The 21137-nt window shown below is 53.0% G+C and carries 18 protein-coding genes; 3 read left to right on the top strand and 15 right to left on the bottom strand.

The genetic code is table 11. The annotated features are described in order from the left end of the window. Positions 1–160 precede the first annotated feature (160 nt). Positions 161–2542, top strand: coding sequence for a hypothetical protein (locus tag Q0X64_RS06545; protein ID WP_297810218.1), 2382 nt, complete (start codon positions 161–163; stop codon positions 2540–2542). Between the two features lie 115 nt (positions 2543–2657). Then, positions 2658–3740, top strand: a complete 1083-nt coding sequence (locus Q0X64_RS06540; RefSeq protein ID WP_297810215.1) for an endonuclease/exonuclease/phosphatase family protein — start codon at positions 2658–2660, stop codon at positions 3738–3740. 13 nt (positions 3741–3753) lie between these two features. On the opposite strand, the gene Q0X64_RS06535 is transcribed toward Q0X64_RS06540, so the two are convergent. From Q0X64_RS06535 to purL, 5 genes are all read right to left on the bottom strand, one after another. Then, complete coding sequence (locus tag Q0X64_RS06535; RefSeq protein ID WP_297810212.1) at positions 3754–4224, bottom strand: hypothetical protein; 471 nt, start codon at positions 4222–4224, stop codon at positions 3754–3756. Positions 4225–4249: 25 nt separating this feature from the next. After that, a complete protein-coding gene (locus Q0X64_RS06530) occupies positions 4250–5344 on the bottom strand; it encodes an AI-2E family transporter (protein WP_297810209.1) in 1095 nt (364 codons plus the stop codon). 167 nt (positions 5345–5511) lie between these two features. After that, on the bottom strand, positions 5512–5937 hold the full coding sequence (locus Q0X64_RS06525) for a plastocyanin/azurin family copper-binding protein (protein ID WP_297810206.1): 426 nt from the start codon (positions 5935–5937) through the stop codon (positions 5512–5514). A 115-nt stretch (positions 5938–6052) separates the two neighbouring features. Beyond that, on the bottom strand, positions 6053–8224 hold the full coding sequence (locus Q0X64_RS06520; protein WP_297810203.1) for a GGDEF domain-containing protein: 2172 nt from the start codon (positions 8222–8224) through the stop codon (positions 6053–6055). Continuing rightward, positions 8182–12066: a phosphoribosylformylglycinamidine synthase gene (gene purL, locus Q0X64_RS06515; RefSeq protein ID WP_297810200.1), complete on the bottom strand. Its 3885-nt coding sequence runs from the start codon at positions 12064–12066 to the stop codon at positions 8182–8184. The genes Q0X64_RS06520 and purL overlap by 43 nt, the downstream gene beginning before the upstream one ends. 91 nt (positions 12067–12157) lie before the next feature. Between purL and Q0X64_RS06510 the strand changes: the two genes are divergently transcribed. Then, positions 12158–12610: an RDD family protein gene (locus Q0X64_RS06510; RefSeq protein ID WP_297810198.1), complete on the top strand. Its 453-nt coding sequence runs from the start codon at positions 12158–12160 to the stop codon at positions 12608–12610. Here Q0X64_RS06510 and Q0X64_RS06505 read toward each other — a convergent pair. The 10 genes from Q0X64_RS06505 to Q0X64_RS06460 all read right to left on the bottom strand — a co-directional run bounded on the left by Q0X64_RS06505 (position 12607) and on the right by Q0X64_RS06460 (position 21040). Next, positions 12607–12831: a DUF2835 domain-containing protein gene (locus Q0X64_RS06505; protein WP_297810195.1), complete on the bottom strand. Its 225-nt coding sequence runs from the start codon at positions 12829–12831 to the stop codon at positions 12607–12609. The genes Q0X64_RS06510 and Q0X64_RS06505 overlap by 4 nt on opposite strands. A 1-nt stretch (position 12832) precedes the next feature. Next, positions 12833–13246, bottom strand: coding sequence for an HIT domain-containing protein (locus Q0X64_RS06500; protein WP_297810193.1), 414 nt, complete (start codon positions 13244–13246; stop codon positions 12833–12835). Position 13247: 1 nt separating this feature from the next. Then, a complete protein-coding gene (gene pepN, locus Q0X64_RS06495; RefSeq protein WP_297810191.1) occupies positions 13248–15905 on the bottom strand; it encodes an aminopeptidase N in 2658 nt (885 codons plus the stop codon). Positions 15906–15920: 15 nt separating this feature from the next. Then, a complete protein-coding gene (locus Q0X64_RS06490) occupies positions 15921–16253 on the bottom strand; it encodes a YqfO family protein (RefSeq protein WP_297810189.1) in 333 nt (110 codons plus the stop codon). Further along, positions 16246–17298, bottom strand: coding sequence for a hypothetical protein (locus Q0X64_RS06485; RefSeq protein ID WP_297810187.1), 1053 nt, complete (start codon positions 17296–17298; stop codon positions 16246–16248). Before Q0X64_RS06485 ends, Q0X64_RS06490 begins: the two co-directional genes overlap by 8 nt. Before the next feature lie 6 nt (positions 17299–17304). Then, on the bottom strand, positions 17305–17865 hold the full coding sequence (gene dcd / locus Q0X64_RS06480) for a dCTP deaminase (RefSeq protein ID WP_297810185.1): 561 nt from the start codon (positions 17863–17865) through the stop codon (positions 17305–17307). A gap of 62 nt (positions 17866–17927) precedes the next feature. Continuing rightward, positions 17928–19010 carry an iron-sulfur cluster carrier protein ApbC gene (gene apbC, locus Q0X64_RS06475; RefSeq protein ID WP_297810182.1) on the bottom strand — a complete coding sequence of 361 codons (1083 nt, stop codon included), beginning with the start codon at positions 19008–19010 and terminating at the stop codon, positions 17928–17930. 148 nt (positions 19011–19158) lie between these two features. Continuing rightward, entirely contained in the window at positions 19159–20037 is an 879-nt protein-coding gene (locus Q0X64_RS06470; RefSeq protein WP_297810179.1) for a carbon-nitrogen hydrolase family protein, read from the bottom strand. After that, positions 20034–20624 (bottom strand): GNAT family N-acetyltransferase, encoded by a 591-nt coding sequence (locus Q0X64_RS06465; protein WP_297810176.1) that lies wholly within the window; start codon positions 20622–20624, stop codon positions 20034–20036. Before Q0X64_RS06465 ends, Q0X64_RS06470 begins: the two co-directional genes overlap by 4 nt. A gap of 8 nt (positions 20625–20632) precedes the next feature. Beyond that, a complete protein-coding gene (locus Q0X64_RS06460) occupies positions 20633–21040 on the bottom strand; it encodes a ketosteroid isomerase-related protein (protein ID WP_297810173.1) in 408 nt (135 codons plus the stop codon). Between the last annotated feature and the right edge of the window lie 97 nt (positions 21041–21137).

The following is a 21137-nucleotide window of genomic DNA, read 5'->3' as shown; positions in this document are numbered from 1 at the left end:
GTCATTCGAAAGCAGCGTTGGTTAGCAACGCTGCTTTTTTTTGCATAGCACACTGTGCAACTCAACAAGGCAAAGGTCAGTGCTATTGTCTGAAAGTTGGTTCCTGCCCTGCTTGTGCTAAATTAATCATCAACAGCCGGGCATGGGACAGCTTTTCAGGATGAAGTCACAATTACCGCATTTGAGGGCATTACTGCTGAGAGTCGTCAGGCTAATGGCGCAGCCTGAGCGCAGTAGTGAACGGCAGTTGTTTGGCTTTGGCCAGTTTGTGCTTTTACTGTGTCTGACGCCGTTTATTCTAAGCATGACGCTGTTTACCTTTGGCGATAAAGACAGTCCGCCTTCGCAGTACAGCACTGACACTGAGCGCTTTGTGGTGCTTGATTTTCCCACCACCATTAGCGTTCCGGGGCACAGTATCGGAATGGAGAGTATTGAACGTGCCAGTATCTGTAACGGGCCGCTCGGCAAAAGCGAGATGTTAAGAAAACCCTGCAGCGAATACAGGGAGCGCCTCAAACGCTACGAACAACACAAAGCAACAATTCTTGCCAAGCCGCCTGAGATGTCCACCCCACCCACAATGAAGGTGGTAGAAAAAGCGGCATTTTCTTTCAACGCTCTGGTTGAGCAGCTAACACAGTTGAGTTCGCTGCAGTTGATTAGCACGCCGCTATGGTTATTGGGTATGCTGCTGATATTTCCCTGCATCTGGCTTGGCATCAGAAAACGGCAATGGGGCTTATTGATCTTTGCTCTTGCTGTGCCGGGCTACAACTACCTGCTTGCCCTGCTCTCTCTGCTGGCACAGTCTCCCGTGCCACTCAACTGGCAATTGAATTCGCCTTTTTTCGCACAGCTTGCCTTTCTCTGGTTTGTTATTTACGGCCACACACGAACCCGATCTTTTGTACTGTTTATCGTGCTGCTCTTACTCAGCATCAGTTTGCCCGTCATTTTAAACAGCCAGTTTCTGCAATCGTTTAACTACCTCGCCGAGGACAGTTACAACCTGTTTAATGCTTTGTTACCTATTGTTATTTTTATGCTGGCGACCGTGCTTGGTCGCTTATTGGTTCTGGGTGCGGTAGAGAACTGGCGACAGATACAAAGATTGGGCCTGGTTCAGACACTGCGCTCGGCTTGTCATGCCTTTGTTTTATGGCTACCGATGCTGCTGATTGGCATCCCGGTGCTTTTTTTAACTGAAGTCGCTTTACCCAAGCTGGCAATCAACCAATTGCATGAGGACAAGGTCTTAGTTTTTGATAATGAACATGATTTATTGGATAACGTCTTACAATCCGTTGCGGTTAAAGCCGATGAGATGCAGTTTGCCTGGTATGTCGCGGTGGAGCGTGCCCGGATAGAGATCCGGGAAAAGCACGAGCAGGTCGATCAGGCCCGGCTGGAAAATGTGGTCAGTGATGTCTTTGCTGAAGTTGTCCCACCCGACCTGAAATTCAGTGAACCCGACTCCACTGCACCGCTTGTTGGCTGGCTGGTGAATCTCGCCGCCAAAGAAAGCCAGAAATCAGCACAGAAAACCTATCAGCGTTATCGCTCGGAAGTGGAGTCAAATCTGCGCAGTCTGGTTCGAGATCTGTCACAAACTTTTAAACAGCAGGTCTTGAATCCGGCGACCGATAAATCGCTGGCTGCAGCTGACTCGCTTTACCAACGGGGCCAGTCACGAATTCAGGAAAGTAGTCGACAGGCGCAGGCCTCACTCTGGTGGATTTTGAACACCACCAGGGCGATACATCAAATCACGATTATGTTGTTCATACTGGTCTGTATCAAGAGTTATCTCTATGTATTTGCTCGGGTGACGTTTCATCGGCACAGCGGCGCGTTGGTCACGCTGGGACCCTCAGATGATCCAGGTGAAACGCCAGAGGCGGCCATTCATTCTACCGGCCAGCAATATCTGATTAGCGCCGACCAGGCTGAGACGCTGTATATTTCGCGCCGATTCCAGTGCCGAGGCAAACCACCCCGCTATGCCCTGCCACAGCCCTTTGCCAGCCTGTTTTCACGCATATTCAGCAGAAACCTGTCGATGAATAAGGTCGTCATGCGGGATGATGATCTGCCTGTCAGCCTCACAGCCACGCAGGGACTGGAGTTTTTTGAATGGCAACTCAAGCCCGGCGAATCTGTGATTTTTCACTATGCTAACTTTGTCGGCTTCTCTGATGACATCAAGCTGAACACTTTGGTCAGCCCGCGGATCTCATCATTGCTGTTAGGTGGGATTGTGTTCTCACAGGCGACCGGTCCCGGCAAATTAATTCTGATGGCCAAGGGCCGAGCCGAAATCTCTCAGGGCAATGATGGCAGCTTGCCGCCTGAACGCCTGATTGCCATGCAGACCCAGGCAGCCTTTCATGTCGAAAGTGAACTGGATCTGGTCAATATTTACATCAGCAGTGCTTATGTCAGCCCCGCCCGGGGACAAGCCATTGTCGATGTTGATACGCAACGTGGAGCCCGCTCCGGCGTCAGTACTTTTCTCAGACAGTTTATTCTGCCCTTTTAACAGTTTCCCTGTTCAACGCAGTGGTAGCATAAGCTGAGTTGCCGCCCTGTTGTGAACGATGCATAAGCAGGGAGTTACTTTTTAGGATAACGTCGCCACAATGCCAGGAGCCTGCATGTTCAGTGTGTTAATTGTTTGCACCGCCTTTATCACGATTGCCACCTTTCTACCCTACTGGCGGCATCCGCACTGGCTAATTAGGGGACTGGATTATCCTCGCTTGCAGATTGCCTGCCTGGCAATGGTGCTATTGCTCACCCAGTTACTATTCGGCGATCTGCAGACCGTCTCAGCCTGGGCGCTTATCGCGCTGACCAGTTTCTGCATAGCCTGGCAGTTGTGGTGGGTATTGCCCTACACCCGGCTATGGCCCAAAGAAACAATAAGCACCATACATCGTGCGCCTGAGCGGCAAATCAGCATCCTGACTGCCAACGTGCTGACACCGAACCGGCAGGCCGAAAAACTACTCGACCTGGTTGAACAAAACCAGCCAGATATTCTGGTCACGCTTGAGTCTGATGAGTGGTGGGAAGACAGGCTCAACAAGCTGGAGCCGACGATGCCTTACAGCATCAAATGCCCGCTGGATAATTTGTACGGCATGCATGTGTTTTCACGTCTGCCCTTGTCGGAAACAGAGATAGAATTTCTGGTTGAAGACAGCGTGCCCTCAATGCATGCCCTGGTGACACTGCGATCAGGTGATGAAGTACGTGTGCATTTTATTCACCCGGCACCGCCCAGCCCGACTGAAAATACAGAGTCATCCGAGCGTGATGCCGAGCTTATTGTAGTTGGACGCAGTGTGGCGGACAGTGAACAGGCGGTGATTGTAACCGGCGATTTGAATGATGTTGCCTGGTCTGTAACGACGCGCTTGTTTCGTAAACTCAGTGGCTTGCTTGACCCACGTATTGGCCGTGGCATGTTCAATACCTTCCATGTGAGCTTTCCTTTCCTGCGCTGGCCGCTGGATCATCTTTTCCACAGCGATCATTTCACCGTGACCGATATTCGACGCCTGCCATCTATCGGCTCGGATCACTTTCCGCTATTCACCTGCCTTACTCTGAACGAACAAAAAAGGCATCAACAATCCGGCATTGATACGGACCAGGAAGATGAAGCCTGGGCCTCAGAAAAAGCGGCCGCTGAAAACGTCAACAAACATGATGTGCCGCAACCCGGTGAGTAAGCAGCTCTGGCGTTCAGAATGCAATAACTTGTGCCGGCTCAGACCCTGTGAACACATCTTCAATCAGATTCTCGACCGACGCGGCGTTGAGAGTGAGCTGTTCATAGAGCCAGTAATAAAGGCCACCCTCAAACACCTTGTAGCGCCACTCGTAGTGACACTGAATCCAGCCTTGACTGAGGTTCGCAATATGACTGGGTGGTAGCATGGAATCCGGCTGGGGAAAATGCACAACATCCTGACTGTTCAGGTCAAAACCGAAACGATCGATAATGAATTTATTATCATCGGTGGACTCATAGCGAAGGCGGTTTTTCATGATGTTATCGCCGTGCTGGTCAATGACCACTTTGTGATCAAAAAGATACTGTGCATCGGGCGATATCACCGGGTATCTCGTTGGCATTGCAGCTCTGGCGCTGACATCTTCAGCGGAACGCTGGCCCTTATCCCACTGTTTGAGTACGACCTGAACAACTAGCATAGTTAATACGTTGGAGATGCGTTTATCAGGATGCGGCTTCTGTGATTTCGGGTTTTTGCTTTGACTGCAGGCTGCGCGGCCAGGCGGTGACCATAGCTTTGAGCAATGTGGCAAGCGGAATGGCAAAGAAAATGCCCCAGAAGCCCCAGATACCACCAAAGAACAACACTGCCAGGATAATCGATACCGGGTGCAGATTGACCGCCTCGGAGAACAACACCGGCACCAGCACATTGCCGTCCAAAGCCTGGATGACGCCATAAGCCACCACGACATAGGCAAACTGTTCGGTCAGACCGAAGTGGAAGCCCGCTACCGCTGCTACTGGCAAGGTGGCGACGGCAGCACCGATGAATGGCACCAGTACCGAAAAACCCACCAGTACCGCCAGCAAGGCGGAGTAAGGCAGGCCAAAGAAAGAAAAGGTAATGAATGTGACGCAACCGACGATGATAATTTCTACCACCTTGCCGCGAACATAATTGGCAATCTGGTCATCCATTTCATTCCAGATGCGGCTCATCAGACCGCGTTTTTCGGGCATCATGGACAGCATAAAGCCAACCAGCTTCTCGCGGTCTTTAAGCATGAAAAAGATCAGGATGGGCACCAGTACCAGGTAAACAATCAGGCCGATGACATTGCCCAGCGACGCAATCGACAAAGACAGAGCTCGTTGCCCGTAAAGATTGAACTCGCGGGTTATCGCCGATATCCAGTTATCCAGTTGATCGGGGGTGATGAAGTTAGGATAGCGCGCCTGCAGATCATCCAGCCATTGCTGACCGCTGGACAGCATTTTGGGGATTTCCTGCACCAGATTAATCATCTGGTTCCACAGCAGCGGCATCAATAGAAACGCCAGCGCCAGCATGGCACTGATAAAACCCAGAAAAACCACCGTTATGGCTATCTTTTCCGGCACATGCCGCCGGGTCAGTAAGTTGATAACGCCCTGTAATAAAAAAGCCAGCACCAGCGCGGTGAAAAACGGGGCCAGCATACTGCCGAGCCAGATAACGGCAGCCAGACCGAGAACCAGGACAATCAGCAGTATGACTGCCTCTTCATCGGAAAAATAACGTTCTGCCCAATTACCTAATATTGCCCGCAGGGTCAAAGGTCTATTCCTTTATCGCTCATTAACATACCAACAGCCTATTCTGTCACACTCTGCTCAGGCAAGTGTAATTCAAAGATACTTCTGAAACATCCTGCTGCTGTGAAAATGCCAGACATAAAAAAACCGGCTGCCAGGCAGCCGGTTTTTTGAGGGGGTCGATGAGGTTACATGGCCTCTGCAGCCTCAATGGCCTCGTCCACTACTCGGCCCAGACCACCTTTAACGTCCTGAGATTTAATCGCGTCCAGGTTGGTGGGTTCACCGACGATAACGACACCCCCCATACCAGCACCGATGTGTGGATCGCACTGGTAGATATATATGCCCTCTTTATCGAAGGTGCGGTTGATGTTTTCGCTCATTGCCGAGGTAAATGCCTCGGTGCCTTCCGGGATCAGGCCTTCCATCATGTTGACGTTATGGGTAGCCATGTTGTCCCAATAGACAGTATCCCCGGGGGCAATTTTGATCACGACGGGGTCAAATGCCAGAGCTCGGGCAGTCACAGTGTGATCAGCCGCAATTGCTGAGCCTGCCGCCAGCAGACCGCTGAGCAGTAAGGCAGTGAAAATCGATTTAATGGTTTTCATGTAACCTCCTTTTCAGATGTTCACTGCGTCAGACAGGAAATTGTCCCGGTAGTTCAGCAGGCAATTTAATCTGACCTTCCCTCAAGTGCTTGCTCGCATGCATGGACAAAAATCATTACATGTTGACATTGGACTCAAGCTGCTCACTAAACTCCTCGACCCGGTTACGCCCAGCCTGCTTAGCGATATAAAGCGCTTGGTCGGCCTGACGTAACAAATCATCAGCATCAGTATGAGGCAACTGCAATGTCGTCACACCCACCGATATTGTCAGCCGAGACAGCGCTTTGCCCCGATAATGAATATCCTGCTGCTCAATGGCTGCTCTGAGTGTCTCGGCTTTGTCTTTTGCGGCCTCTGCGTCGGCGCCGCGCAGCAGGACAACGAACTCCTCGCCCCCCAGGCGGCATGGCACATCACTTTCACGAAAGTGATGCTGCAGCGTCTCGGCCACCGCCTGCAAAGCAACGTCACCGGCTTCATGACCATATTCATCGTTGAAGCGTTTGAAATGATCAATATCACAGATCAGCAGCGATAAATCGCTGCCTTCACGCCAAGCCAGCAGGATATCGCGGGTAAGCGTGTCATCAAAAAAGCGGCGGTTGCGTAATCCGGTCAGCGAGTCTTCAAATGAATAGCGCTGCAGATCCTCCCGCAGCTTGATATTACCCATAGTGACACTGAGACGTTCCGCTGTTCGCTGCACAAAGTCTTCCAGCCAACCAGCGGGCAGTACCGGATCCGGACCATCAATCGACAGTGAAGCCACAACGGTGCTTCCGCCTTCCAGTTCCTGCAGACGGATTTGTCCGGCTGGCAAGGCATTGGCAGCCTCTCCCGCCACACTAATGCTGATGCTGGCCGGGGTGAACACCTCTGCCAGGCGGTTTTGCATCAGTTCGGTAGCTTCAGCAACTGTCTGGCAGGATTGTAAGGCGACATTGAAGTTTTCCAGTTCTGTATTAAAGCGGTTCTGGCGCTCCAGTTCCTTGCGTCTTTGCTGCTCAACTACGGTGAATTCCTGCAACCGCGCGGTACGTTCACTCACCCTTTGCTCCAGGCTCAGGTTCAGCTCGGCCAGGGCTTTATTGGTCAAAACATAGCTGCGGATGGATATCACCACCAGCACCAGCGCGAAAACCAGGCCGCCGATAGCAATGGGAAAGTCCACCCAGGGAAGAAAACTGTGCGCCACCAGCATATCAATGAGTAATAAGACCGCATAAACCGCAAAGGCTGCTAGCACCAATTTCTGTGAGCCTGCCAGCTGCTTCAACGCAGTGACAGTCACCCACATCATTAAGACCAGCGATACAATGAACAAAACGTCGAATATCGGGAAAAAGATCGCCAGATTAACCAGCCCACTCAGTGACAAGGCCACAGCCGCAAACAGGTAGGTCAGATGACACTGCGCCACCCGCTTGAGTAAGCTGCTTCGTGTCACATGATTAACCCACTGATAGAGCAGCATGGCCATGAATATCGGCATAGAGAAGTAACTGACTGCAGCGAGATAAGTCTTGAGCAGTGGCGAGTTTATAACGAGCTGCATGGCCAGGTTTTCACCAATCAGCGTGCCTGCTGTTGCCAGTGAAAACAGCCCCAGGTAGAAAAACTCTTTGCGGGTGCCGCGAAACAGGGCAAACACCAGGGTGACAAAGGCCACCAGTAAAGAAAATGCCGCCACTATCAGTTCATGCAAGCCACTGCTCAATACATGCAACAGCATATCGGAGCGATCCATCACCTTCGCCTCGCCCCAGAGGCCGATGTCGGTATAGTCGGAATACACACGAAGCTGAAGTTGCTTGCCGGCAAACGCCTCAGGCAACGGGATGGCATGCCACGGCCAGCCCTGGAAACGCCCCTTATCCGGGTCACCGAAACGGTAAATCAGTTGGTCATCCAGATAGGCTTCAACATTGAGATTGATACTGGTGATAAATATCACCGGTTCAGGGAACTGTGCCTCAGGCAGTGTGGCTCGAAACCAGGCATATTGCTGCTCATCACGACCGGAAGGGTTGGCAGGATACGCGATAGCCTGCCAGTCGCGCGCTGAGGAGAAGTCGGGCTTGCCATTGGCACGCGGCAAATCCCCCCAGTGATACTGCCACTGCAGCTCGGCAAGATCGACGGCAGGCGCTGCTGAGGCTTTGCTGTTGAACCCGATGATTAGCAGGATCAACAGACAAAACAATGCGCCCCGCAGTAACCGGCTGCGAAGCGCAAACATGATCAGCCGACCCAGCGTCTGGCGTTCTGGAACAGCCGCGCCCACGGCCCCTCTTTACCCCAGTTATCCGGATGCCATGAATGCTGAACGGCACGGGTGACCCGTTCCGGATGCGGCATCATGATTGTCACCCGACCATCGTCTGTGGTCAGTGCCGTGAGGCCATTGGCTGAACCGTTAGGATTGAAGGGATAGGTTTCTGTTGCTTTACCGTAATGATCAACATAGCGCATCGCAGCCAGCGCTTCTGATTCGGAACCGGTCTCGGTAAAGTCTGCCCGGCCTTCGCCATGGGCCACTGCAATAGGCATGATGGAGCCTGCCATGCCCTGCAGCAGAATCGAAGGCGATTCCAACACTTCAACCAGCGAGAAACGCGCCTCAAACTGCTCAGACAGGTTGCGGGAGAACTGTGGCCAGTGATCACTGCCGGGAATCAGTTCTTTGAGCTGGGACAGCATCTGACAGCCGTTACACACCCCCAAAGCAAAAGTATCCTGACGCTGGAAGAAGTCGGCAAACTGCTGACGGGCACGATCGTTATGCAAAATGGTACTGGCCCAGCCACGACCGGCACCCAGCACGTCACCGTAGGAGAAACCACCACAGGCAACCAGACCGACAAAGTCAGCCAGTTTGACGCGACCTTCCAGAACATCGCTCATATGCACATCGACGGCGCAGAAACCGGCATGATCAAATGAGGCTGCCATTTCCACCTGACCATTGACGCCCTGCTCTCGCAGGATAGCCACTTTGGGCCGCTGGCCACTGACAATCAGCGGGGCCGCTATGTTTTCAGCCGCATCGAAGCTGAGCTTGGCAAACATGCCCGGATCGTTTTCATCCAGAATGCTGTCAAATTCCTGCTTAGCACATTCCGGGTTATCGCGCAGTGCCTGCATCTGGTAACTGGTTTCTGCCCAGAAACGCTGCAAGGTCACACGAGACTGGTCAATGACTTTATCGCCATCTACTGTCACCCGGATTTGCTGGGCTTCATTGACCTTGCCGATGACAAATGACATCTGTGCCAGACCGGCGTCGGACAACAATTGCATCACAGCGTCGAGGTCATCATGACGTACTTGGATCACCGCGCCCAGCTCTTCATTGAACAGCAAAGGCAGCGCCTCACCCAGACCGTTGAGTTCAATGTCTAGACCACAACGGCCGGCAAAGGCCATTTCCGCCAGCGTCACCATCAGACCGCCGTCACCACGGTCGTGGTAGGCCAGCAGTTTGTGTTGCTGTTTCAGTTGCTGGATGGCATCGAAGAAATGCCGCAGGTCAGCCGCATCATCCAGATCAGCACCATCAGTGCCGACTTGTTTAAATACCTGGGCCAGCGCCGAGGCACCAAGGCGGTTGTTGCCACGGCCCAAATCGATATAAATCAGGTCGGTATCGCCCAGGTCGGTACGCAGTTGCGGTGTGACCGTATTGGCGGCATCGCTGACCGGTGCAAAGGCGGTGATCACAAGTGACAGCGGTGAGGTGACGGTTTTGGTCTCGCCATTGTCATCCCACACGGTTTTCATCGACAGCGAGTCTTTGCCCACAGGAATGGCAATATCCAGGTCCGGGCACAGTTCCATGCCCACCGCTTTGACGGTGTCATAAAGCAAGGCATCTTCACCGGGGTGATTACAGGCAGCCATCCAGTTGGCAGACAGTTTGATATCGCCCAGTTTTTCGATGCTCGCAGCAGCAATATTAGTGATAGCCTCACCCACTGCAATGCGGCCGGACGCCGGGGCATTAATCACGGCCAATGGCGTTCTTTCGCCCATGGCCATGGCTTCACCCTGCAAATCATGATGATCGGCCAGGGTTACCGCGCAGTCCGCCACTGGCACCTGCCAGGGACCAACCATCTGGTCACGGGCAACCAAACCGGTAATGCTGCGATCGCCGATGGTAATCAGGAAGTTTTTGCTGGCCACTGTGGGCAGCTTCAGTACGCGTTCCAGCGCATGTTCGGCAGAAATGCCGCTGAAATCGAGTTCCGCATACTGCTTGTTGACGCGCTTAACATCGCGCAGCATCTTGGGTGGCTTGCCCAACAGCAGAGACATCGGCATATCGATGGGCAGGGTTTCATTATCCGCATCACCCAGCAGCAGGTGTTCGTCTTCAGTGGTTTCCCCCACGACCGCCCAGGGGCAGCGTTCGCGTTCACAGATCGCCTGAAACTCTTCCACCCGGTCGGGGTGCACGCCCAGCACATAGCGTTCCTGCGACTCATTACACCAGATTTCCATCGGTGACATGCTGGATTCATCGTTGGGGATAAGGCGCAGTTCAAAGCGTCCACCACGGCCGCTGTCATCTACCAGTTCCGGGAAGGCATTCGACAAACCACCGGCGCCAACATCATGAATAGCAATAATCGGGTTTTGATCATCCATCGCGACGCAACGGTCGATGACTTCCTGGCAGCGGCGTTCCATTTCCGGGTTACCACGCTGCACAGAGGCAAAGTCGAGCCCTTCATCACTGGTACCGGAGGCTACCGAGGAAGCAGCGCCCCCGCCCAGACCGATAAGCATGGCCGGACCACCCAGAACAATCAGTTGCATGCCCGGATCCATAATGCCTTTTTTGACATGCTGGGGACGGATAGAGCCCATGCCACCGGCAACCATGATCGGCTTGTGGTAACCCCGCACTTCAAAGCCCTGATCCGACTCCACCTGCATTTCATAGGTACGGAAATAACCACACAGGTTGGGACGGCCAAACTCATTATTAAAGGCAGCGCCGCCCAGCGGACCATCAAGCATGATGTCGCGTGCTGATGCCATGCGGGCAGGCCGGCCGTAAGGCGTTTCCCAGGGTTGTTCAAAACCGGGAATTTCCAGGTTGGAGACGGTAAAGCCGGTCAGCCCTGCTTTGGGTTTGGAGCCACGACCGGTCGCCCCCTCATCACGAATCTCACCACCGGAACCGGTGGCCGCCCCCGGGAACGGAGAAATCGCGGTCGGGTGGTTATGCGTTTCCACCTTCATGATGATGTGCTGGACTTCACCTTCATAGTGGTAATGACCGTCTGCCATTTCTACCTGGAAACGATGGCTGCGCGGCCCTTCGATAACGGATGAGTTATCGGAATAGGCGGTCACCACCCCCGCCGGGTTCTTGTCATGGGTGTTGCGGATCATATTGAACAAAGTATGCGGCTGCTTGTCGCCGTCGATGATCCAGTCGGCACGGAAGATTTTATGACGGCAATGCTCGGAGTTGGCCTGTGCGAACATCATTAGTTCAATGTCGTTGGGGTTGCGTTCCAGCAGGCTGAAATTGTCGAACAGGTAGTCAATTTCATCTTCCGCCAGTGCCAGTCCCATGTTCTGGTTGGCATTAACCAGCGCCTCACGACCACCGTTAAGAATATCCACGCTTACCAGCGGCCGGGAAGCGCCATGCACAAACAGCCGATCGGCATCATCAACTGTTTCAAACACCGATTCAATCATGCGGTCGTGCAGCTGCTGGGAGACCGCTTCTCTTTGTGCCGCGCTCAGCGCTTCGCTGCTTTTGACGAAAAAGGCGACACCACGCTCAATTCGCTGGATATCATCGGCACCGCTGTTTTCCGCAATATCGGTGGCCTTACTCGACCAGGGTGAGATTGTGCCCGGACGCGGCGTTACCAGGAAAAAGCTTTCATCGGCCTGCGGCTCGCTGTCAGCCACTTTGGCCTGCAACAGGGTTTCCACCAGTTCCTGCTCTTTCTCCGGTAGAATGCATTCACCTTCAATTTCAACAAAATAGCGATATTCAGTTCTAATCGCGGTGACGCTTGCGACCTCAGCCTGAATGGTGCTGAGTAATTTCTCCAGACGGAAAGCAGAAAAAGCCGGACGGCCGATCAGTTGCAGCATGCGGATCCCAAAATCATGATTATCGAAAGCGATAATGATACTTTATGTGGGGTTTAACGCCCAAATAAAATACTGCTTTATCAGGTAAAACATGACAGACACCAATCCCCGCCCCGGCCTGCTGCGACTGCTGATGGTCATGCTCTATGATGTGTTGTTATTGCTGTCGGCGCTGTTGCTGGCGACAGTCATCCCGGTGGTGCTTAACCAGGGGCAGGCAATCGAACCCGGCAACCCGATCTTTGTGCTCTATCTGCTGCTGGTCAGCCTGTTCTTTTATGGCTGGTTCTGGACGCATGGTGGCCAGACCCTGGGCATGCGCGCCTGGAAAGTGTATCTGGTGGGACAAAACCAGGTCGAAATCAGCTGGCAACAGGCAGCCATGCGCTTTGCCGTGGCGATTATTTCCTGGCTTTGTTTAGGGCTGGGTTTTTTCTGGCAATGGCTGAGCAAGGACAAACTGAGCTGGCATGATTTGCTGTCAGGCACACAACTGATTGTGCACAAGCCTGACGAGAAGTCATCGGCAAAGAAAAGCGGCTAAAAGCCAATACGCTCCAGCGACTGCAGTTTGTGACGACTGTCAAAACGAATCCGGAAAAGCCCGCGAACCCCGTCGGCATTCACAAAAGGCCGGATATGCGAAGCCGGAAAACTGATGCTCTGGCCATTTTCAGCACGGGTGACAACGGTACTGGCCTCGCCCTGATAATAACGAAGTGCCTCTTCCCGGCTCAGGTTCAGGCGAAATCGTAGTTCGGTCATATCAAGTCAAATAATCATCCAACACCCGGCGCAGCTGTGACAGCATCGCTGCAGCAGCAACGTCAGAATACGGTTCTGCCGTGCCCCGCCCCCAGACCGGATCCGGCCAGCAGGCATCAGTGCTGAAGCGGGCAATATGGTGAACATGCAGTTGTTCAACCTGGTTGCCCAATGCGGCCACATTCATCTTGTCAGCAGAGAACAGCTCCAGCATACGGCTGGCCGTGAAGCTGGACTCCTGTATCAGCTGCTGCTGTTCCGACTCACTCAGTTGATGGATCTCGCGCATTGACTCAAGTCTGGGAACCAGGATCAGCCAAGGATAGCGGCTGTCGTTCATCAGCAGCACCTCACACAAGGCATATTGGCCGACCCGGTGAGTGTCCTGTGCCAGTTTCGGATGCAACTCGAACATATCAGGCAGTCAGATACTTGGTCACAATCTCATACACATCGGCGGACAAGGTTTTTTCTGCCGCAATGTTTTCCAGCGCCTGTTTCATCATCGCCTGGCGCTGATCATCATAGCGACGCCATGAGTTCAAAGCGCCCAGCATGCGCGCTGCCACCTGCGGATTCAGTTTATCCAGTGCCAGAATCTGCTCAGCCAGGAAGCGGTAACCGGAACCATCTTTAGCATGGAAGTTGACCGGATTATTGCGGCAGAACATGCCGATCAGCGCCCGCACATTGTTGGGGTTTTTGATATTAAAGGCCTCGTGCTTCATCAGCCCTTTAACCCGGAACAGGGTATCAGGCAGTGTCGATGAGGCCTGCACCGCCAGCCATTTATCAACGACCTGTTTATCATGTTTCCATTGTTCGTAGAAAGCGCGCAGTGCATGATCGCGCTCGGGGCCGACCTGATTGGACATTAACTTCAGCCCGGCCAGCAATTCCGTCATATTGTCAGCCTGCTTCATCTGCCGTAAACAACGCTGGATCTGCATCGGATCGCCGCTAGCGACCAGATAGGAAAGACACAGGTTTTTAAGACTGCGTGCTGCCATATCAGCGGCATTAAAGTCATATTGTTTATCACTACCAAGACGCTGATAACTGCTATCAAACTGCGCTTTCAGCGCGGTCGCCAGACTGCGTTTAACGAACTCGCGGGCTTCATGAATCGCATCCACATCAGGCTTATCCATTTGCGCCGCCAGATAGTTTTCACTGGGCAGGGTCAGCATTTTGGCAACCAGTGCCGGATCCAGCTTGTCATCAGCCAGCACCTGTTCAAACTGACTAATCAGAAGTGGTGACAACGTCAGTTGGTTTTGCTGCTGAATATCATTGACCAGGCCCAGCAGAATATTGATGACCAGCTTTTGACCGGCATCCCAGCGATTGAAGCTGTCCTTGTCATTGGCCATCATAAAAGCAAGCTGATGATTGCTCAGCTCGTGCTTGAGTTTGACCGGTGCCGAGAATCCACGCAATACCGAGGGCAGTGGCTCGCTGGGCAAATTGATAAACTCAAAAGTCTGACTGGCTTCGGTCACTGACAATACGCGGGTCTCATCCGGGTATGGCTTGTTTTCACCGGCCAGTTGCAAGGGCAGACTTTCGCCATCTTTATCCAGAAGACCAATAGCAAAAGGAATATGCAGCGGCTGTTTATCGGGCTGTCCGGGTGTGGGTGGAGAGCTCTGGGTCACAGTCAGGCTCAAACTATGGGCAATCGGATCGTAGTCCGACTCAATGTTCAGTGACGGTGTCCCCGCCTGCTGATACCAGCGGCGGAACTGGCTCAAATCCAGTTGATTGGCATCTTCAATGGCTTTGACGAAATCGTCAGTCGTCACTGCCTGCCCATCATGACGGTCAAAATAGAGATCGGCGCCTTTACGGAAACCCGCTTCACCGGCCAGTGTTTTAAGCATGCGCACGACTTCTGCACCTTTCTCGTAAATAGTCACGGTGTAAAAGTTGCTGATTTCGATGTAGGAATCAGGTCGCACCGGGTGCGCCATCGGCCCGGCATCCTCGGCAAACTGCATGCTGCGTAGTTTATCGACATCATCAATACGCGCGACAGCAGCCGAGTTTAAATCAGCACTGAAACTCTGGTCACGCATGACTGTGAAGCCTTCTTTCAGGCTCAACTGGAACCAGTCGCGGCAGGTCACCCGGTTGCCCGACCAGTTATGGAAATACTCGTGGGCCACGATGCTCTGGATGGTATAGAAGTCAGCATCGGTCGCAGTTTCAGGGCTGGCCAGCACACAGGCCGCGTTGAAAATATTCAGGCCCTTGTTTTCCATCGCGCCCATATTGAAGTCATTAACGGCGACGATCATAAACACGTCCAGATCATATTCGCGGCCGTAGGTCTTTTCATCCCACTTCATCGCCTGCTTGAGCGAGTTCAAAGCGTGATCGCACTTATGCTTATTTTCCGGATCAACGTAAATTCTCAGCGCAACGTTACGCCCACCCATGGTAGTGAAGCTGTCCTGCTGCACATATAAATCACCGGCCACCAAAGCAAACAAGTAACTGGGTTTGGGATGAGGATCATGCCAGCGCACCCAGTGACGGCCATCGTCAAATTTACCCTGATCTTCCAGGTTGCCGTTGGACAGCATGGTGGGCCATTTTTCACCATCGGCGACGATGGTGACGGTGAATACCGACATCACATCAGGACGATCCGGATAATAGGTGATACGGCGGAACCCCTCGGCCTCGCACTGCGTGCACAAGATACGGCCGGAGTAATACAAACCTTCCAGCGCCGTATTCTGATCAGGCTGGATATCGGTGGTGATTTCCAGCTCGAACTGTTCAGGCGGATTCGGGATCAGCAACTGCTTTTCGCTGCGTTGATATTGGCTGGCAGACAGGGTACTGCCATTAAGCTTGACCGACACCAGCGTCAGTTCTTCACCATCCAAAACACAGTCACCGCCATTGCCTTGGGGGTTTCTCCTCAAACTGAGGGTGCTGACCACCCGGGTGCTGTCGCTGTCGAGATCGAAATGCAGCAGGGCTTCATCAACCAGGTAAGCCGGTGGCTGGTAATCTTCCAGTCGAGTCACCCGGGGTGAGACGTCGCTAGTGGAGGTATCCATAAATCATGCTCTCAATCAAAAATCGTCAATTGTCTTAACAGACCAGACTTCATAAGCCGGGGTTTCGTAGGGGTGCGCCTCAATCAGCGCCTGCAGGATAGTTTTGATAGCAGATTCGGGGCACACGGTTTCGACCCGAAATTCTGCCACCCGCTCAATTTCACCCTGTTTGCCGATAAACGGATCGCTGCCATCCAGCGGCCGGAACTGCCCGTGACCCTGGCTTTCCCAACTGCAGCTGTCATACCCCTCATACTGGCCGGCCCCAGCAGAAAAGATAGCCTGTTTCACCGCTTCTTTATGTGACTCAGGGACAAAAAACACCAGTTTCAATAAAGACTCAGTCATTGGTGAACCTCCACTTCTGTGCCAGGCCGTTACCGGCCTCGGTCAAAATTGATTGTCCGTCTTGGCTGAATGTCACTGCCTGTAAAACCACGCCGGGCTTGAGCGCTTCGCGCCGCGGCGCTTGCCAGCACGCCATGTTTTCGCCGTTCCGTGCCCGCCAGGTACAGATGGTCTGGTTGGGATGACCGGTGACGATGAACTGATTATCGGCTGAATAACCTACTGCCGTGGTGGTGGTCTTAAACACCGGGAAATCCGCCCACGGCCCGTCCAGTGGTATTGGCGACGTATTCAGTGCGGCGATTTGCTGTGCAGACGGCAGACCCCATAAATAAGTCTGATCATTACCGGCACTGGTGATCACATAGTCACCCTGCGGATTGAAAGACACCAGGCTGACCGGGCTGCCATGCTGCCATTGCTGAAGCTGTTCGCCGGTTTCCAGATCCCAAAGTCGCGCTGTGCGGTCATCACCGCCGGTCAGGGCGGTTTTACCGTCGGCAGATAAGGCCACGGTATTGATCAGTTGATTAATCGGTGAATTGACCGGAGCCCCGTCATGTTCAAAGATTTGGCGAACCTGGTTGGCTGCCACATCAAAATAGACCGCAGTGCGATCCTGTAATGCCAGTAAAAGATAATCCCCGTTGGCTGCCAGCGCCATATCCTTGACCGGGACCGGGAATTGCAGCCGGCTTACCGGCTTACCATCGGACAGCCGCCATAACACGACCGTGTTGGATTCGCTGGTAGCAGCGACCCGGCTATCGGGAGAAAAGGCAACATCAGTGGTAGTGCCGGCCTGATCTGGCTGGTTCTGCCAGCTGTATTTGATTTTGCCGCTTTCCAGATCCCAGAGTTTTGCGGGTTGATCGGTATCCCCCACCAGCGCATAGCGTCGATCCGGAGAAAACGCTGCAGCATAGCTGCCAAGATGACTGTGCTGCCACTGCTGGGTTGGCGTTTTTTCATTACTGCAGGCCGTGAGCAAGCCAGTGATTAAAACCAGCAGCGCCAGTCGAGGGAGATTGGCCGTCGCTGTCATCCCCACTTACGACCGTGGCAGCGTCACACCTGACTGACCCTGGTATTTACCCCCACGATCAGCATAGGACGTCTCACACACTTCATCGGACTCGAAAAACAGCATCTGCGCCACGCCTTCGTTCGCGTAAATCTTGGCCGGCAGCGGCGTCGTGTTCGAGAACTCCAGCGTAACCTGGCCCTCCCATTCGGGTTCCAGCGGCGTGACATTGACGATAATGCCGCAGCGGGCATAGGTCGACTTGCCCAGGCAGACTGTCAGCACATTACGTGGAATCTTGAAAGCCTCGACAGTTCGGGCCAGGGCAAATGAGTTGGGCGGAATAATACAGACATCGGACTTCACATCAACAAAGCTGCTTTCGTCGAAGTTTTTGGGATCGACAATGGCAGAATTGATATTGGTGAATATCTTGAACTCATTAGAGCAGCGGACATCATAGCCATAACTTGAGGTGCCGTAAGAAATAATACGGTTGTCGTCATGATAACGAATCTGTCCCGCTTCAAAAGGCGAGATCATGCCCTGCTCCGCCATCCGGCGAATCCATTTGTCCGATTTGATCATAGTTAAGCCGCTTTAGCCTTGAAACAAAAGCCTCATGATACCTGATTTCCCCGGCGGGTAAATCAGCTGTTGGTCACCTTGATATTGGGGAAGGCAGCGGAATAATCTTTGCCCTGCATCGCCAGTCTGGCTGCTACACGACGGGCAATACCCCGGTAAGCCATGGCAATATCGCCTTCCGGATCAGTCACTACACTGGGCTGACCGCCATCAGCATCTTCGCGAATGCGGATATTCAGCGGCAGGCTGCCCAAAAGGTTGATGCCATACTGATCGGCCATCTTCTGACCACCGCCAGTGCCAAAGATATGTTCTTCATGACCACACTGACTACAGATGTGCGTGCTCATATTCTCGACCACACCCAGCACCGGCACTTTGACCTTTTCAAACATCTTGTAGGCCTTGCGCGCATCCAGCAGCGAGATATCCTGTGGCGTGGTGACAATCACAGAGCCACTGACCGGCACTTTCTGCGACAAAGTCAATTGAATGTCGCCGGTGCCTGGCGGCAGGTCAATGACCAGATAGTCGAGTTCTTTCCAGTTGGTATCACCCAGCATTTGCTGCAGGGCCTGAGTGACCATCGGTCCGCGCCACACCATTGGCTCTTCTTCGTCGATCAGAAAACCGATTGACATGCTTTGCACGCCGTAGCTCTCAATCGGTTCGATGGTTTTGCCATCTTCAGATTCAGGGCGTTTGCTGGCACCCAGCATGCGCGGCTGACTGGGCCCGTATATATCAGCATCCAGTACACCAACCTTGGCCCCTTCGGCTGCAAGCGCCAGTGCCAGGTTGACCGAGGTAGTCGATTTACCCACGCCGCCTTTGCCTGATGCCACGGCGATAATGTTCTTGACGTTTTCCAGCGCCGGTACGCCTTGCTGCACCTTGTGCTTGACGACTTGGGTGCTCAGGTTTATTTCGGCTTTGTCAGCACCGGCTTGTTTGAGCGCATCCAGCAGTTGTGTTTTCAATGAATCGGCATAGCCCTTGACCGGATAGCCGAGGCTGATATCAAGCTGCAGCGCATCGCCATCTTCTCTGACCTTAATGGCGGGCCGGGTGTCACCGAGCCTGATCTCGGTCTGGGGATCCACGAAATCGTTGATGACTTCCTGAACTTGCGCTTGGTCTAACATTGATCGCTCCTGTTTGTTTCAGTGCCTGCACGGTGATGGGCAATACCGCTATGTTAACCGTTGCCGGCAACGGCTTCATCCATACAGGTCTTGTGGCTATTTGTGCAGCAGGTACATCCATGCCCTCAGCGAGGGCATTTTAGGCTTACTATTTAGTTGGGGGCTGAAGCTGATTTTGCAAGGGCCAGTCACGATAATTAAATACCTGACCTTCCTCTCTGACACGGGCGATTTTGTCGATATCAAGCTCGGCATAGACCCACTGCGGCATCGATTCGCTAGCTTCAACCAGAATACCGTTGTCCGGGAAACCATAATCTACCGGCGTATAAATGCTGGCGCGGCCGGTATTAATGTCGACCGCCTCTGACCAGTCCGCCTCGCCGAATGTAGGCGAGTGCAACACATAGCACTGGTTTTCCAGCGCACGGGCCTGGCAGCCAATGCGCACACGATGAAACCCGGCTTCAGTATCAGTGCAGCTCGGCGCCAGGATCAGATTGGCGCCCTTTTCAACCTGTTGACGGGCAATCATCGGAAACTCGGTGTCGTAGCAGATATTGATACCCAGGCGCCCGATATCGGTATCGATGACCTTGATCTCATGGCCGGCATGAATCAGCCACTGCTCGTTTTCAAAGCGGGTCATGATCAGCTTGTCCTGATAATCAATCAGGCCATCCACACCATAAAGACAGGCACGATTACGAAAACTGCCATCGGGCTGCAATACCGGGAAGCTTCCCGCCAGGATTATCACATCAAACTGGCGGGCCAGTTGCTGATACAGATCCTGATAAGCCGGATAAACGGCCTGCATTTCGTGCAGTTGTTGAGTGAGATCTTGATAGACGGTTTCGCCAAATAAGGAGGCCAACTCCATACTGGCATATTCTGGTAAAACCAGCAGTTTCGCCTGATGGTCAGCCGCCTGTTTGACCCAGCGGGTGAGCTTGTTTTCAAACTCACTCCAGTGGCTGAAAAAGCTGATGTCGTATTGCGCTACTGCCGCCTTAACCGTTGTCATTTGAGCCGTTTCATCCAGAAGGTCATGGGCTTGGGGGACTCTCGGTCTTCATCCAGCTCTTTCCAGGCAAAGCTGGTTTGCAAGGCTTCGTCTTTTTCATAGCCACGCTTACGCCAGAACTCATCCAGCGGCACGTACTCGGCAGGACGCCGTGGATGGTTCTGTGGGCGTTGGACGCCGCAGAAACAACTATAGTCAAAACCACCGAGCTGCATAGCATGGTCCTCGCGATGCTCAAAAAAGGCCACTCCAGCGCCCTGCCCGCGGTATTCGGTCAGTAATACTGATTCGCCACAATAGAAAATGCGGTCGATATCCAGGCCGGCTTCAATAAAGGGGGCTTTGACCTCTTCTGTCTCTCGCGCCAGCGGAATGCCAGTGGATGCCCCGACTACCCGATCGCCATCAAAAGCCACTACGATAACGCTGTCCGCTGCTTCAATGTATGTTTGCAGGTACTTCTCTTCGTAGGCGAGATCGCCATCGTAAAGATAAGGCCAGTCGCGAAAAACCGCTATCCGTAACCGGGCTAAAGCCGGGATATATTGATTGAGTTCATCACCGCTGAGGCGTTGCAATTCCAGCATGATTGTTTTTAACCCACCACCTGGGCAGTCCAGTCTTCCAGGTTGTAATAATTACTGATGCGGGCCACCTTACCATCCTTGATCACGAAAAAGGCACCGGCTGGCAGACGGTAGGTCTGACCGGAAGCTTCCGGCAAGCCTTCATCAGTGGACAAGTATTCGCCCAGCACTGTGAATTCCACCGCTGCGCGGTCACCTTCATCGTTGGTCATAATGACAATATCAACAATCTGCTCTTTGTAGTGCGCGTTCATGCGATCCATAAACGTTGAAAAAGCCGCTTTGCCAATCTCACGATCGCCCTGATTCACATCATGGATTACATCCTCGGTCAGCATCGCCAGAAAGGCATCCATATCCTGACGGTTAAAGGCGTCGTAGTAATCTTTAAGCAGTTGAACAGTGGCTTGGTGCATGGTCAGAGTCCCGGAAAAAATGGCGGATTTTAGCCCTTAACTCTCGCTTTGGAAAGAAAAAATTCAGCATGTTTAGAAACTAACCACAGAGGCACAG

It is taken from the genome of uncultured Methylophaga sp., assembly GCF_947259025.1.
Lineage (GTDB): Bacteria > Pseudomonadota > Gammaproteobacteria > Nitrosococcales > Methylophagaceae > Methylophaga.
This window is presented reverse-complemented; position numbering and strand designations above follow the sequence as displayed.